At 39.7% G+C, this 16,430-nt stretch carries 13 protein-coding genes; 3 read left to right on the top strand and 10 right to left on the bottom strand.

What is annotated here, in order from left to right:
* Nucleotides 1-11: 11 nt before the first annotated feature.
* The 5 genes from L0B53_RS05190 to grpE all read right to left on the bottom strand — a co-directional run bounded on the left by L0B53_RS05190 (nucleotide 12) and on the right by grpE (nucleotide 5,803).
* Nucleotides 12-569 carry a Tfp pilus assembly protein FimT/FimU gene (locus L0B53_RS05190; protein ID WP_235061090.1) on the bottom strand — a complete coding sequence of 186 codons (558 nt, stop codon included), beginning with the start codon at nucleotides 567-569 and terminating at the stop codon, nucleotides 12-14.
* A gap of 244 nt (nucleotides 570-813) precedes the next feature.
* Complete coding sequence (locus L0B53_RS05195) at nucleotides 814-1,611, bottom strand: M48 family metallopeptidase (RefSeq protein ID WP_235061091.1); 798 nt, start codon at nucleotides 1,609-1,611, stop codon at nucleotides 814-816.
* 206 nt (nucleotides 1,612-1,817) lie between these two features.
* Complete coding sequence (dnaJ, locus tag L0B53_RS05200) at nucleotides 1,818-2,960, bottom strand: molecular chaperone DnaJ (protein WP_235061092.1); 1,143 nt, start codon at nucleotides 2,958-2,960, stop codon at nucleotides 1,818-1,820.
* 87 nt (nucleotides 2,961-3,047) lie between these two features.
* Nucleotides 3,048-4,964: a molecular chaperone DnaK gene (gene dnaK, locus L0B53_RS05205; RefSeq protein ID WP_235061093.1), complete on the bottom strand. Its 1,917-nt coding sequence runs from the start codon at nucleotides 4,962-4,964 to the stop codon at nucleotides 3,048-3,050.
* A gap of 218 nt (nucleotides 4,965-5,182) precedes the next feature.
* Nucleotides 5,183-5,803 carry a nucleotide exchange factor GrpE gene (gene grpE, locus L0B53_RS05210; RefSeq protein WP_235061094.1) on the bottom strand — a complete coding sequence of 207 codons (621 nt, stop codon included), beginning with the start codon at nucleotides 5,801-5,803 and terminating at the stop codon, nucleotides 5,183-5,185.
* Between the two features lie 195 nt (nucleotides 5,804-5,998).
* Here grpE and nadK point away from each other — a divergent pair, with 195 nt between their 5' ends.
* From nadK to bamE, 3 genes are all read left to right on the top strand, one after another.
* Nucleotides 5,999-6,880, top strand: coding sequence for an NAD(+) kinase (gene nadK, locus L0B53_RS05215; RefSeq protein ID WP_235061095.1), 882 nt, complete (start codon nucleotides 5,999-6,001; stop codon nucleotides 6,878-6,880).
* A 174-nt stretch (nucleotides 6,881-7,054) separates the two neighbouring features.
* On the top strand, nucleotides 7,055-8,722 hold the full coding sequence (gene recN, locus L0B53_RS05220; protein ID WP_235061096.1) for a DNA repair protein RecN: 1,668 nt from the start codon (nucleotides 7,055-7,057) through the stop codon (nucleotides 8,720-8,722).
* 163 nt (nucleotides 8,723-8,885) lie between these two features.
* Nucleotides 8,886-9,245 carry an outer membrane protein assembly factor BamE gene (bamE, locus tag L0B53_RS05225; protein ID WP_235061097.1) on the top strand — a complete coding sequence of 120 codons (360 nt, stop codon included), beginning with the start codon at nucleotides 8,886-8,888 and terminating at the stop codon, nucleotides 9,243-9,245.
* Between the two features lie 165 nt (nucleotides 9,246-9,410).
* Here bamE and luxS read toward each other — a convergent pair whose 3' ends face one another.
* The 5 genes from luxS to L0B53_RS05250 form a co-directional block, all read right to left on the bottom strand.
* Complete coding sequence (gene luxS, locus L0B53_RS05230; protein ID WP_235061098.1) at nucleotides 9,411-9,929, bottom strand: S-ribosylhomocysteine lyase; 519 nt, start codon at nucleotides 9,927-9,929, stop codon at nucleotides 9,411-9,413.
* Between the two features lie 116 nt (nucleotides 9,930-10,045).
* Nucleotides 10,046-11,623, bottom strand: a complete 1,578-nt coding sequence (gshA, locus tag L0B53_RS05235; RefSeq protein ID WP_235061099.1) for a glutamate--cysteine ligase — start codon at nucleotides 11,621-11,623, stop codon at nucleotides 10,046-10,048.
* Between the two features lie 155 nt (nucleotides 11,624-11,778).
* Nucleotides 11,779-14,658 carry a pitrilysin family protein gene (locus L0B53_RS05240; protein WP_235061100.1) on the bottom strand — a complete coding sequence of 960 codons (2,880 nt, stop codon included), beginning with the start codon at nucleotides 14,656-14,658 and terminating at the stop codon, nucleotides 11,779-11,781.
* Between the two features lie 9 nt (nucleotides 14,659-14,667).
* Nucleotides 14,668-15,132: a YqaA family protein gene (locus L0B53_RS05245; protein WP_235061101.1), complete on the bottom strand. Its 465-nt coding sequence runs from the start codon at nucleotides 15,130-15,132 to the stop codon at nucleotides 14,668-14,670.
* A 165-nt stretch (nucleotides 15,133-15,297) separates the two neighbouring features.
* Nucleotides 15,298-16,428, bottom strand: coding sequence for a sodium ion-translocating decarboxylase subunit beta (locus tag L0B53_RS05250; protein ID WP_235061102.1), 1,131 nt, complete (start codon nucleotides 16,426-16,428; stop codon nucleotides 15,298-15,300).
* Nucleotides 16,429-16,430 lie beyond the last annotated feature (2 nt).

A 16,430-nucleotide genomic window follows, 5' to 3' on the forward strand; every position in this document is an offset into this window, starting at 1 on the left:
ACTTTAAGTTATTAACATATTTCCATTGAATAATTTTTCATTGAAGAGCAGAGTCGAACTTTTCCATTATGGGTGATCCTGATTCCGGCATTAATGTTAGGTTGATTGTTTAATTGGAAGACGAGTCTATAATTTTGACTACTATCTCCAGCATGACGATAGAAGTAAAATAATAAGCCCGGTGTTAATGGACGTTTATCATTTTCGGTATAGCGAGAAAGACTCAATGATGATGTAACAACGAGATCTAGAATATCTCTTTGTTTAACCCGGTCGTTTGATTGGCAATTATTTATTAATAAATCTGGCTTTGGTGAGCTTAATAAACAAGAAGATTCGCTAGATTGCAAAAAGAGGATGTAACGCGGCTGCTTCAGTAGTATCGCTTGTCGACGTTGATGTTGAATAAACGCTTTGAGCTGAATAGCTAAAAGATAAAGTTTTTGTTGTTGTAACACGGTATTAATTTGACTCCAACTGAGTAACATCATCATTGATAAAATCGTTGTCACAACAATAAGCTCTAATAGAGTAAAACCCTTTTGATTTATCGCATCTCTATTTAACATACCTTCATTCTCGTTATTAGAAAAAGTAGATAACTAGTGTGTTGATTTACCTTACTTGCCGCGAGAAGTAACAATATCTTTGCGATCGAACACTCAAAACAAGCTGTAAGAGATACAAGATAATGTTCGAAATCAGGAACTGGGGCGGTAAATCTTAGTTTTATTATTACTGCTATTCACCAAGGAAGTAATTATCTTCGCTTTATTGAATACAAAGATAATTACAAAAATGTTAGCTTTATCTTTAACAGCGAGGTTTTGCCGTTGGTGATTGAGGGAGTGTTTTAATTTTTTCAGCGAGATCTCTAATCCGAGTGTCATGAGAAGGATGGGTAGATAGCAGCTCTGGTGGTTGATTCCCTCCAGCGGCTTTTGCCATATTTTGCCATAAATAGATACTTGCCTGAGGGTTATAACCGGCTTTACTCATGATCTCTAATCCGACAATATCAGCTTCAGATTCTTGAGTTCTACCATAAGGCAAAAGTACGCCATACTGCATACCAAGCCCCAGTGCCCCCATTGTCATATCATGATACTGAGAATACTCTGTAGTTTGTAAGACCACACTCGTAATTTGTAATCCCATATTGGTTAACTGCGATTGAGAGACTCGCTCATTACTATGTTCAGCTAAGACATGCGCTATTTCATGACCAATAACAGTCGCCAGTTGATCTTGCGTTTTCGCCACATTAAGAAGCCCAGTATAAACACCTATTTTACCGCCTGGGAGAGCAAATGCATTAACTTGTTCACTATCAAATACCACCACTTCCCAAGCATCAAAATCTGATTGTTTAGGGATGCTATCTGTAATCGATTTAGCAACACATTGCACATAACGATTAACCTTGGGGTCTTGACTGATTTTGGTGTTCTTTTTTAACTCTTCAAATGATTGAGCACCGAGCTGTGACATTTCAGAGCCTGAGAAAAGTAACACTTGATTTCGTCCTGTCGGTGATGATTCACAACCAACAAGGACAGATGATGCAATAAATGTAGAGATAAGCGCCAAGGATGATCTTAATTTTCTCATATGATTGTCTCCTTACAATAGTGTAGATATATACCCTTCTTACTTTAGGTATATTCTTTCCTTTAGGTTTAATTCGCTAACTTTATTGATTATTTATCACTTTTCAATATACGCTAATTTTTAACTATAAAAAAACCAATGATGACCTTACATATGCAAGATAATCATTGGTTCTTAATAAATACTAATTTGTTGTAATTTTAAGATTAACTGGTTAGGTCATCAAAAAACTTTTTCACACCGTCGAAGAAACCTTCAGATTTTGGCTTATGCTTTTTCGATGCAGCACTACCGTCAAATGATTTTTCAAGCTCTTTCAGTAACGCTTTCTGTTTGTTACTTAAATGAACAGGCGTTTCAACCACTAACTTACAGATTAAGTCACCTACACCACCGCCACGAACAGATTTCACGCCTTTACCACGCATTCTGAACATACGACCAGTTTGTGTCTCTTTAGGTACTTTTAAGCTGACTCGACCATTTAGGGTTGGAACTTCAACTTCCCCACCTAATGCTGCCATCGTAAAGCTAATCGGCACTTCACAATAAAGATTATTTCCATCACGTTCAAAAATTGGATGTTCTTTAACATGAACTTGAACGTATAGATCACCAGCGGGCGCACCATGTTCTCCTGCTTCACCTTCACCAGAAAGACGAATGCGATCACCAGTATCAACACCAGCTGGAATTTTCACAGAAAGGGTCTTAGTCTGTTCGACTCGTCCTTCACCATGACAGCTAGTACAAGGATCAGAGATGATCTTACCGCGGCCATGACATTGTGGACAAGCTTGTTGAACAGCAAAGAAACCTTGGCGCATTTGAACTTGACCGCTACCATGACAGGTAGGACAGGTTGATGCAGATGTGCCTTTCTTAGCACCTGAACCGTCACAAGGTTCACAACCAACTAGCGTTGGAACTTCGATCTCTTTAGAGCAACCACCCACAGCTTCTTCTAAAGTGAGTTCCATGTTATAGCGTAAATCTGAACCGCGTTGCGCTCTTGATTGACCACCTCGACGCCCACCGCCAAACATATCACCAAATACATCACCGAAGATATCACCAAAGTCAGCACCGCCACCGAAGCCACCGCCTCCGCCCATGCCACCTTGTTCAAATGCGGCATGACCATATTGGTCATAAGCTGAACGCTTTTGCTCATCAGTTAATATTTCGTAAGCTTCTTTTACTTCTTTAAACTTTTCAGCTGATTCTTCATCACCACCTGTACGGTCAGGGTGAAACTTCATCGCTAGGCGTTTATAAGCCTTTTTTATCTCTCTCTCGGTCGCAGATTTTTCTACACCAAGCACTTCATAATAATCACGTTTAGACATCGGGAGTATTACCTATTCTAGATATAACCGCGGGCGCATGAGTCTCCTCAAACGCCCGCAGTACTAATAATCACAACTTAATGCGGCTTATTTTTTCTCGTCTTTTACTTCTTCGAATTCTGCATCGACAACGTCATCTTGCTTAGCTGACTGCTCTGCACCTTCAGGTTGAGCCTGCTGTGCTTGAGCTTGTTGTTGTGCCATCTCCATTAGCGTTTTAGACGCTTCGATAAGCGCTTGAACTTTAGCATCAATCGTTTCTTTATCTTCGCCTTTTGATGCTTCTTCTAGTTCAGTAACAGCTGCTTCGATCTTAGTTTTCTCTTCAGCGGGTAATGCTTCGCCTGCTTCAGTGATCTGCTTACGCGTACCGTGAACAAGTTGATCAGCTTGGTTGCGTGCTGCAACTAGCTCTTCAAATTTCTTATCCGCTTCTTCGTTTGCAGCAGCATCTTGAACCATTTGCTCGATATCTGCATCACTTAGGCCGCCAGAAGCTTGGATAGTGATCTTCTGTTCTTTACCTGTGCTCTTATCTTTTGCAGATACGTGTAGGATACCATCAGCATCAAGGTCGAATGTTACTTCGATTTGTGGCGTACCACGTTGTGCTGCTTGGATACCTTCTAGGTTAAATTGACCTAGAGATTTGTTATCTAGTGCACGCTTACGCTCACCTTGGATAACATGAATAGTTACTGCGTTCTGGTTGTCTTCTGCTGTTGAGAATACTTGATTCGCTTTTGTTGGAATCGTTGTGTTTTTCTCGATTAGCTTAGTCATTACGCCACCCATAGTCTCAATACCTAGAGATAGAGGCGTTACGTCTAATAGAAGTACATCTTTAACGTCACCAGCAAGTACACCACCTTGAACAGCTGCACCTAGTGCAACAGCTTCATCAGCATTCACGTCACGGCGTGGCTCTTTACCGAAGAACTCAGTTACTTTAGCTTGAACTAAAGGCATACGAGTCTGACCACCAACAACGATGATGTCGTTTACATCATTAACAGAAAGCTCTGCATCTTTAAGTGCTACACGTAGTGGCTCAAGAGAGCGCTCAACTAGGTCTTCAACTAGAGACTCAAGTTTTGCACGTGTTACTTTGATGTTCATGTGCTTAGGACCTGTTGCATCAGCAGTGATGTAAGGCAGGTTCACGTCAGTTTGTTGTGCAGAAGATAGCTCAATTTTTGCTTTTTCTGCTGCTTCTTTTAGACGCTGCATAGCTAGAGGATCGTTACGAAGATCGATACTCTGCTCTTTCTTGAACTCGTCAACTAAGTAGTTGATCATACGGTTATCGAAATCTTCACCACCTAAGTGGGTGTCACCGTTTGTTGCAAGAACTTCAAATGTTTTCTCGCCATCAACTTCATCAATTTCGATGATAGAGATATCAAATGTACCACCACCAAGGTCATAAACTGCGATAGTGCGATCGCCACCTGTTTTATCTAAACCGTAAGCAAGTGCCGCTGCAGTTGGTTCGTTGATGATACGCTTAACTTCTAGACCTGCGATACGACCAGCATCTTTGGTTGCTTGACGTTGTGCATCGTTGAAGTAAGCAGGAACAGTGATTACAGCACCGGTTACTTTCTCACCAAGGAAATCCTCAGCAGTCTTCTTCATCTTCTTAAGTACTTCAGCAGAAACTTGAGGAGCGGCCATTTTTTCGCCTTTCGCTTCAACCCAAGCATCACCATTGTCTGCTTTAACAATTTTGTATGGCATGATTTCTAAATCACGCTGTACTTCTTCATCTTCAAAACGACGACCAATAAGACGCTTAATTGCAAACAGTGTGTTTTCTGGGTTAGTCACTGCTTGGCGTTTTGCTGGTTGACCAACTAATGTTTCGCCATCTTGCGTATATGCGATGATAGAAGCGGTTGTGCGTTCACCTTCAGCATTCTCAATAACACGAGGCTGATCGCCATCTAAAACTGCAACACAAGAGTTAGTTGTACCTAAATCAATACCAATGATCTTACCCATCAGGTTTTCTCCAAATAAATTATTTATAACGCGATACCAACTCTATTTTGGATGCGCTCTTCGTTCTTCAAGGCTAGATTGACTCGCGTTCAATCTCGTATGGAATATAAATGAGGGCGTTGTTTTGCTTTTCAAGGGGAAAAATAAAAAAACCTACAAAAAAGTGCAGGTTTTTTATCATTCATTTATATTCACTTAATATTTCAATTGATTATTAGTTACTTAGAAACCATAACCATTGCAGGACGAATGATACGTCCATTTAGCTCATAACCCTTTTGCATTACAAGCATGACACTGTTCGGTGCAAGGTCTGGATTTTCTTGAATAGACATCGCTTGATGTAATTCTGGGTTAAAACCATCACCAACTTCAGGAGCTATCACTTTAAGACCGTTTTTATCGACCGTTGATAGTAGTGAACTTAATGTTAGTTCTACACCTTCAACAATCGCTTTGGTTGCTTCGTTCTCTTTATCGGAAGCTTCAATGGCACGTTCCATATTATCAATAACAGGAAGTAGGTCATTAAGGATGCGCTCTAAAGCAAATTTACGTGCTTTATCTACTTCTTGCGTGCTACGACGACGCATATTTTCTACGTCTGCTTTTGCACGAAGTACAGAGTCACGTTGTTCATGAATACGATTTTCACTTTGCTCAAGTGCAGCTTCTAAAGTGGCAAGACGAGAATCAAGCTCTTCATTTTCTATTTCAGCTTGCTCCTCAGAACTTTCCTCAGATATAAATTCTTCTTCAACCACTTCAACTTCTGGCTGTGCATTCTGTAGGTCTTGTGCTGCTTGCTCTTCTGCTACTTTTTTATCTTCAGTGCTCATGGTAACTCCAAAAAAATCGATACAAAAATTCCTGCTAGGTATCACAAATACGAATAACAAGTAGGAATCAAAAACTCTTAGCGATTATTATGGGGACGTTCTCCGCCGAATCAAGCCGAGAAGAGGAACAAAAAGCAACAAATTGCGTTATTGATCGTTATACTTGGAAAAAATGTTGAGATTGGAACATAAATTATGGCTCAAAAATTCAAAACTGTAGCGTTGGTTGGTCGCCCTAGGGATCCAAGTGCAACCACCACTCACCAACAAATCTACAATTGGTTAAAGCAACAAGGGACTGAGATTTTAGTCGAAGATCGATTAATTGACTGCTTTGAATTTGAGTCTTCAGAATTAGCGTCTTTAATTGAGATTGGTCAAAAAGCCGATCTTGCCATCGTTATTGGTGGTGATGGAAACATGCTAGGGGCAGCCCGAGTTCTTTCTCGCTTTGAAATTTACGTGATTGGAGTTAATCGTGGCAACTTAGGTTTTTTGACCGATCTAGCCCCTGATAATTTTAAAGAACCACTGCAAGAAGTATTAACTGGTGACTGCCTTGTTGATCATCGTTATTTGCTTGAATGTGAGATCCATCGCCATAATCAAATAAAAAGTCAAAATTCTGCGCTTAATGAAGTCGTTTTACACCCTTGTAAAATCGCTTGTATGATTGAGTTTGAGGTTTATATCGATAATCATTTTGCTTTTTCACAACGATCTGATGGCTTGATTATCTCGACTCAAACAGGTTCCACCGCTTATTCACTTTCTGGTGGTGGGAGTATTTTAGCACCTCACCTTAATGCGATTAATTTAGTCCCAATGTTTCCACATACCTTATCTAGTCGACCTCTTGTTATCTCTGGTGAGCAGAAAATTAAATTAGTGGTTTCTCCCAATAACCGCGGCACACTAGAAGTCAGTTGTGATGGACAAGTATCACTTCCCGTCTCCCCAGGTGATGAAATCCATATTTACCAAAGTGATGCAACGTTAAACCTGCTCCACCCAAAAGATTATAATTATTACAATGTGTTAAGAAGCAAGCTAGGTTGGTCAAGTAAGCTATTCTAATTATCCACGCATCATCAAATCTTACCCTCTTAAGGCTAAAAAAGTGATTTCGATCGACTTTTTTAGCCTTTTTTGTCAATTTCAACAAAAAAAATGACGATTTAATATTTACTGAATACAAATTGAGTTTATACTGTATATAAAATCAGGTGTTGATTTAAACAGGGTGTAATTATGTTAACGAATCTGACTATCTCAAATTTTGCTATCGTTAAATCACTGGATCTAGAACTCAATAATGGTATGACAACTATTACAGGTGAGACAGGTGCAGGTAAATCTATTGCCATTGATGCATTAGGTCTTTGTTTAGGGGATCGTTGTGAATCTTCGGTGGTTCGCCCAAATGAAGATAAGGCTGAACTTACCGCCAGTTTTTCATTAAAAGATAATTTAACAGCGAGAAATTGGTTAATCGAAAATGATTTAGCCGATGGTGATGAGTGTCTACTACGTCGCATTGTCACTAAAGAAGGTCGTTCTCGCGGTTATATCAATGGCAGCCCTGTGCCAGCATCTCAACTAAAAATCCTTGGTCAGCAGTTAATTAATATTCATGGCCAACATGCCCACCAGCAGTTGATGAAAAAAGAGTATCAATTAAGCATGCTTGATCAATATGCAGGTCATCATCAACTATTGAACCGTTGCCGTAAAGAGTACCAATTATGGCGTCAGATAAAAAATGAACTCAAAAAGCGCCAACAAAATCGTGAAGAAAATGAAGCTCAACGTCAATTAATTAGCTATCAAGTAATAGAACTTAATGAATTAGGCTTAATCGATGGTGAATATCAAGAGTTAGAGTCAGAACATATCTTGCTGTCAAATAGCGGACAACTTGTCTCTTTAACCCAAACCCTACTTAATGTTCTTTATGAATCAGAGGAAGAAAATGCATTGGGGCTTCTTCAACGCGCAACTAACCATCTTGGCGAACTGAATGAGTTAGACAGTTCAACGGAAGAGTTCAATACCATGGTCAATGATGCAGTGATTCAAATAGAAGAAGTTGGACAGAACCTGCAACGTTACTTCAATAATATCGAACTTGATCCAGAAAGATTAAGTTATGTTGAAGAGCGAATAGGTAAGGTGATGTCATTGGCTCGAAAACATCAAGTTCAACCCGTTGAGTTATTTCAACATCATCAAGATTTGTCTCAACAACTAGAAAGTTTAGACAATGGTGATGAAGCCCTCGATGAATTAAAAGAAAATCTTGAAACACAATGGGCTTCTTATCTCAAATGTGCAGAAAAGTTAACTAAAAGTCGTCGACGCTACGCGACAGAATTAAACGAATATATTTCGGCCAGCATGCACGATTTAAGTATGGAAAATGGTCAATTCAATATCGAAATCACTTCAGATCCAGAACATCATGCTACACCTTTAGGGATCGATTTAATTGAATTTCAGGTTTCAACTAACCCGGGGCAACCTCTTCAATGTTTAGCAAAAGTCGCATCGGGTGGTGAGCTTTCTCGTATATCTCTTGCTATTCAAGTTATTACTGCACAGAAAGTTGAAACTCCAAGCTTAATCTTTGATGAAGTAGATGTTGGTATCAGTGGCCCAACAGCCGCGGTCGTCGGACGAATGTTAAGAACTCTAGGGAAATCGACACAAGTTATCTGCGTCACACATCTACCTCAAGTAGCAGGTTCAGGGCATCAACAACTCTTTGTGGCAAAAAAGAGTGATAATAAATCGACAGAGACCACCATGAATTTGCTGACTGAAAAGGCACGAGTAAAAGAGTTAGCTCGTTTACTCGCTGGAGATAAAATTACAGAAACTACCTTAGCCAATGCCAAAGAGTTATTAGTGGCGGCTTAACTTGAAGCAATAGAGAGCCGGGTAAATCGTATTTAATTAAGAAAAAAGAGTAACGGTTCAACTTATCGTACTGAATATCAAAAAAGTTACTCTGGTTGCTTTTACTTCTGTCTCAAGCTTGTTTATTATCTCTACTATTACTATTCATGATTGCTGGGATGCTATGCGTTTAAAAAATGTTGCCGCAATGACAATGGCATTAGCGCTATTGAGTGGCTGTTCGGTTATTGAAAGACTGGTTTATAAGATTGATATCAACCAAGGAAACTTTGTTGAACAAAAGAGTATTGATACTTTGCATGTAGGGATGACAAAGGAGCAAGTGCGCTTTGTATTGGGAACCCCAATGTTGATTGAACAGAGTGACCCTAATACTTGGTATTATGTTTATTACCATAAGCCAGGCCATAATAAGCCAGTACAGAAAAATCTAATTGCGACTTTTAATGATCAAAATAAACTAATGACTCTTACTGGTGATTACCCAATTAGCGATAGCTTTGCTACTCCACTGGAACAGTAACCTCTGAGATACATCAGTTATATCGTTCATACTTGAAGCTGCTAGGTTGTTGACTGCGTTCGTTCGCAGTCGAGCGACAACAATAGCTTTGAGTATAAATATACGCTGGATTAAAAAAGAGGCGCTTGATAATCAAGCGCCTCTTTTATTATCTTAAAGCTATTATTAGTGAGTAGCCAAAGACTTTAACTGCTCTTCAGAAAGCGATAATGTATCATTCTGGTTAATACCAATACCCGCCTTTAATACCACCTCAGCAATCACTTTCGCTTCAAAAAGGGAGTGCATATTATAAGTACCACACTGATACTCATTAAGCTCTGGAATATTATCTTGAGACTCAACATTAAGCACATCTTCCATTGATAACTTCCACGCCTCAGCAACAGACTCTGCTGAGGGCGTTCCTACTAGGCTCATGTAGAAACCAGTACGACAACCCATTGGTGATATATCAATAATCTCAACGTTATCAGAATTTAAATGATTACGCATAAAACCAGCATAAAGATGCTCAAGGGTATGAATACCACGCTCGGTTAACAGATCTTCATTCGGCTTTGTGTAACGCAAATCAAATACCGTAATCGTATCGCCTTTTGGCGTTTGCATGATCTTTGCAACACGTACTGCAGGTGCAATCATTTTTGTATGATCAACGGTAAAGCTGTCTAATAATGGCATTAATGTTCTCCCTTGCCCTTTGTTATTTTTGATAATAAGTGATTTAAGTCTGCCACTGAAATTACTTACTTTTTAAGCGTACTCTATTTGAGCCATATTGACTCGTTAACCGACAGTTACTCTGATAGATATGCAAAATAATCTGTTAAGAATTGATCAAAATCGACACTGTCTTGCTGTTCAATCTCTTGTTGTTTAACCACGGAAAACTTAGCTTCATCGACAAACTGCTGTTGACTATAAAAGGCATATTGATGCTGATTTAATTTCTCTTTATGTTTCGCGGCTAATGGTGAAACGGCACCACGAATCCCACCTTTATCTATGACCTCAGCAAGTAATTGACCTGAACGAGTTAACTCTGGATGATCAAGCATTTCATTTAGTTGATTACAAACATCACTATATTGGGTATTTTGATTAACTTGATCAAATAGCGTTGCAAGTTGTTGTAACTCAGCCATGACATTCTTGCCCCACTGCTGTTGAGTCAAGGACTCTTGATTACAACCAATATTTAACTCTAAGCCAGGTTTACGCCCTTCTAGAATAATCTTGTTCCAATTTTTACCCCAACACTCAAGCTCTACACTATCCATGTCATCAGATGGCGTCAATAAGCACCAGAATAGGAAAAGATCTAAGAAACAGACTTGCTGCTCAGAGATTCCAATCGGGCTAAATGGATCGACATCGAGTGAGCGAACCTCAATATATTCAACCCCAGCTCGTTGCAGTGCGTCAGAAGGCTTTTCATCGGCATTAGTAACACGCTTTGGACGAACAGGCGCATACAGTTCATTCTCAATTTGAAGAATATTGCTGTTAAGTTGACGATATTCGCCATTCTCTTTAACACCTAATTTCGCAAATTCAGCCGATGGCATTTTAATCGCACGCTTAACGCCATCAATGTACTGTTCAATGCTATTAAAGCCAATATTAAGCTCACTTTGCGCACTATTGGTATAGCCTAAATCACTTAAGCGAAGTGCTGTCGCATAAGGCAAATAATAAGCGCCACTTTGGGTTTTGCTGAATTGATGCTGACTCTCCTCTTCTTTAATAAAAGAGGGACAAAGTACTGGAGATGCACCAAAGAAATAAGGAATTAACCAGCCAAAACGGTAATAATTACGAATAACAGAAAAATAAGCATCTGATCGAGAGGCTTTTCGTTCCTCTTCATTCTGCTCACCATAAAGCACATCCCACAACTGCTCAGGGAAAGAAAAATTAAAATGGACACCAGAAATAATCTGCATCGCACTGCCGTAACGGCGTTTTAACCCTTCACGATAAAGAGTCTTCATCTTACCGCTATTTGAAGAGCCATACTGCGCTAACGTAATATCATCTTCATTGCCAATGTAACAAGGCATCGAAAGCGGCCATAACTTTTCGTCAGCTAAATTATCGACAGTGTATTTATGAATATCCATTAACTGATTAAGGAGTGTGTCAACACTAGAACTAACAGGAGTAATAAATTCTAATAATGACTCTGCATAATCAGTGGTAATCCAGCGATTAGTAAAAGCAGAACCTAATGGAGTCGGATGAGGGAGATTAGAGATATCACCTTCACTATTAATTCGTAACGCTTCTCTTTCGAGCCCACGTCCGATTTTACTCAATAAGTCTGAATTGTGCGCTACTTGTTGTAGCTTGTAAGCAAAATCAGTCACAGCCATATCTCTTTGTTAATACTTAATTAATGAAATAAGGATAAAGGGTTATCAACACTAAATCCATTATAAAAGAAAAAAACCGAGTTAATTATAAATTAAACTCAGTTTTTTTGTCTGTAGAGTGAACGCTATTGCACTCTTTTTGTTGCTATTTTGCGCTATGGTTTATCAATAGTTATCACTTCAACCGGTAATTCTAACGGTTTCAACTGTGGCAATAATCTTTCCTTATCGCCAACAACGATGATTTGATAATCTTCCGGTTTAAACCATTTTGTTGCTAATTGGTTAATTTTATCCAATGTGATAGTTGCAACAATCTTATTCTGAACTTCAACATAATTATCTGCAAGTTGATAAGTTTGAATTCGACTTAATAGAGCGGCTTTCTGACTTGGCGTCTCATATTTTAACGCCTCTTTTTGACCGACTGCCATGCGCATAAAGTCGAGTTCTTTTTCAGTTTCACCACTAATTGAGATCTCATTCATCTCATTGATAAACTCTTCAATAGACGCAGCGGTTGCATCGGCTTTTACTTGAGCATCAAAGACAATCGCACCAACCTCTTTGCTTCCTGAAATATAACTTCCTGCACCATAAGTATAACCTTTGTCTTCTCTCAGATTTAGGTTGATACGGCTATTAAAGTTACCACCAAGGACAAAATTAGCTAACTGGATTTGATACAACTCTCCCGTTGCATCATAAGGTAATCCTCGTCTCACCAAACGAACCACACTCTGAGAAGCATTCGGCTTATCAATTAACCAAATCGATTGTGTTTTTTTATCAGCCAACTTCCCTAACTTTGGCAACGCAACGGCTTTACCTTGCCAATCAGAGATAAAGGCCAACTTAGGCAAGAGTTCTGATTCTGTAATATCCCCGACAGCAACAATCGTTGCCCCAACAGGGGTATAGTGTTGTTGATAGAACTGCTTCACATCATCAAGAGTTAATTGACTTATCGTCGATTTATAACCATCAACAGGTTGCCCTAGAATTGATTGACCAAAGAGCAGTTCGCGGGTTGCTTGGCTCGCTTTCCACGTTGGTTTCTGCTGTTGGTATTCAATGCCATCCAATGCTTGCTTCTTAACAAAATCAAAATCAGACTGACTCATTGCCGGTTCAAACAAGCGCTCTTTCACTAATGTTAAGGTTTTATCAAGATTAACAGCGAGAGTGGAAACACTCATCACAGTTGTATAGTTACCCGTTGAAAATGAGATACTACTTCCCAGCTCTTCAAGTTGTGCTGAAATATCTTCTGCCGAATAATTTTTTGTCGCCTCATCCATCATTGCGGCGGTCAGTTGTGCTAAACCAGCCTGCTCTGGCGATTCGTAACGATGCCCTGCGGGAAGAGAAAGCTGAAAGCTTACGATAGGAACCTCTTTAGATTCCGTGCCTAGAACTTTAATTTTATTGGCTAACTCTGCACGCCATAATTCAGGCATTGTAATATTGACCGGGCCACTGGCTTTTGGCATCACTGAGCGATCAAAGTTATCAACGGGTTCACGTAATACAATACTCTTAGCATCGAGTTTTTTATAATCAGGAAGAATACGTTTTGGTGGCTCAAAGTTTTGTGGCGCGGCAACAAGGTTTAATTTTCCTTTTGGTACTACGCTCAAGTTAACCGCAGGTTTATCCGCAATATATTGATTAAAAACACGATTAATATCCTCAACATGAACAGCTTTAAGCTCACTTAACTCTGTTGCTAAATGGTTAGGATTACCAAAGAAGGTTTGATAAGCCGCCAATTGAGATACTTTTCCACTGACGCTTTGTAGCCCATAAATAGCAGAGGCTTCAGCTTCCCCTTTGACTCGATTCAGGGCTTCAATTGTTGTACCTTGTTTTTGAAATTCAACCAATGTTTCCATCACTTTACTGCGTAATCGTTTTAAATTTCCTTTTTCGCTACTGTCTCCCATCGCATAAACATAGAAAGTACATGATAATTCGCCGCAATCACTGTAAGCCCCCGCATCAATCGCATCACCAGTCTTCACTAGATTTTGATACAACAAACTACTTTTACTGCCGCCTAACAATGCTGCTAGCATATCTAAGCTTGATTGATCTTTATCACCCATAAACGTGGTTGGGAATGCCATCATTAGCATTGGTTGACGAATACGATCTTCTAACGTGATAAAGCGATTACTTTCAAGTAAGACCGGTTGTTTTGGTGCATTATTCACTTCAGGTCCTTTAGGAATAGAACCAAAGTACTGATTAATCCAAGCCAGTGTTTTCGCATTATCAAAGTCACCACCAATGGTTAATGTCGCATTATTTGGACCATACCAATGAAGGAAAAAGGCTTTAAGATCGTTAACATTAACCCGATCTAGGTCTTGTACGTAACCAATCGTCTGCCAAGAGTATGGATGATTTAATGGGTATAGCGCTTCTCCAATCTTCTCATACACTAAGCCATAAGGTCGATTATCGTAACGTTGTGCTCGTTCATTTTTTACCGTGGCACGTTGAATTTCAAACTTTTTCTGAGAAACAGCTTCAAGTAGAAAGCCCATTCTGTCCGACTCTAGCCACAGCACTTTTTCTAATTGATTCGCTGGAATCGTTTCATAGTAGTTAGTGCGATCGCGATTCGTGCTACCGTTCAGCGTTCCGCCCGATTCGGTAATGATTTTAAAATGTTGTTGATCGCCGACATGTTCCGATCCTTGAAACATCATATGTTCAAAGAAGTGAGCAAAGCCCGATTTCCCTACCTCTTCACGGGCAGAACCAACATGATAAGTCATATCAACATGAACAAGAGGATCAGAGTGATCCTGTGCAAGAACAACCGTTAAACCATTCTCCAATTGATATTTAGAATAAGGAATAACAATCTGATTGCTATCATTTGCAGTGACCGTTTCAAGTAATTTCACTCCTGGTGGTAACGGCTGTTTATCATTACCTTGAGAGAGAAGGTTACAGCCACTTAAAATAAGAGCTGAAAAAAGAAGTAGGCAGATCTGTTTAGTGCTTTTCCATCTATGGCTCACATGAGACTCCTAAAGTATTCCTAAAATAATTAACCCAATAAAACTATAGCGCAGTAATTTACCAATAAAGATCAGTAATAATACCAACCAATGATTCATTCGTAGCCAACCCGCAGCAACACAGAGTGGATCACCAATGATTGGTAGCCAACTTAATAATAGTGCCCAATAGCCATATTTATGTAGCCATTGCAGTGACTTTTTACTCAACTTGGATTTTTTACTGCTATTTGAAGAGTTTTGATCTTGAAATTGCTCTTTATTAGGGATCAACCGGCCCAGCCAGTAGTTAGTTTGACCACCCAATGTATTGCCTAATGTTGCCACTAGAATTAAGATCAATGGTGAAAATGTCTGTTGTGACAGGAGTGCAATAAGCAGTGCTTCAGAACCACCAGGGAGCAATGTTGCACTCAAGAACCCAGTAGAGAAAAGCGCCCAAAGCCCCCCATCAGTTAATAACCAATCAAACATAAAAAAAATCGATACTCCCTTATTCGTTGAAGTAAGAGTTTATATCATAGGATCAGTTCAATGAATTCTTTCAAATTAAATAAACAAAGCTCAACTCGACTATTTTCAAAAATAGCAAAGTTAAGCTCTCATTATCGTATTAAGTATGGAGTAAATTCGATTAGCTTACCCGACTAATGCCAATAGAACACCAGCTGCAACAGCAGAACCAAGCACTCCAGCAACGTTTGGCCCCATTGCATGCATTAAGAGAAAGTTCTGTGGATTCGCCTCTAAACCGACTTTATTAACCACTCGAGCCGCCATCGGTACAGCAGAAACGCCAGCTGCACCGATTAATGGATTGATTGGCTCATCACTGTATTTTGCCAGCAATTTAGCCATTAATAGTCCACCCGCAGTACCAATACTAAATGCCGCAGCACCTAATAATAAAATACCTAGAGTTTCAAATTGCAAAAACTGCTCAGCCTGTAATTTTGAACCCACCCCCAAGCCTAAAAAGATGGTTACAATATTAATTAACTCATTTTTTGCCGTACTAGAAAGTCGATCAACTACCCCACACTCTTGCATCAAGTTCCCGAAGCAAAACATTCCAACCAATGGCGTTGCTGCGGGTAAGAAGAAGATCGTCAAGAGCAGCACCACTAATGGAAAAAAGATTTTTTCTGATTTGTGGACATGTCGCAACTGCCGCATCTCAATCTTTCGTTCAGCTTCTGTTGTTAATGCTTTCATGATTGGTGGTTGAATGATAGGGACTAACGCCATGTAGCTATAAGCAGCAACGGCGACAGCACCTAAAAGATCCGGTGATAACTGACTGGCTAAAAATATAGCGGTTGGGCCATCTGCACCACCTATAATGGCAATCGATGATGCATCCGCAAGAGTAAACTCCATACCAGGAATCGCATTTAATAGAATTGCACCAAATAGCGTGGCAAAAATTCCGACTTGAGCAGCCGCACCAAGTAGCAGTGTTTTCGGATTGGCAATCAATGCACCAAAGTCGGTCATCGCGCCAACACCCATAAAAATCAACAACGGAAAAATACCCGTTTCGATCCCCGCATAATAGATGTAGTAGAGTAATCCCCCTTCATCAGTAAAGCCGCCACCTGGAATATTCGCGAGAATTGCGCCAAAACCAATCGGTAATAACAGTAATGGTTCAAAACCTTTGCGAATGGCTAAAAATAATAACCCGCATCCAACAGTGGTCATCAACAACTGACCAAGAGTAAAGTTAGCTAACCCTGTTTCACTCCATAAGATATATAATCCATCCATGT

This window comes from Vibrio sp. SS-MA-C1-2 (genome assembly GCF_021513135.1).
Classification (GTDB): domain Bacteria; phylum Pseudomonadota; class Gammaproteobacteria; order Enterobacterales; family Vibrionaceae.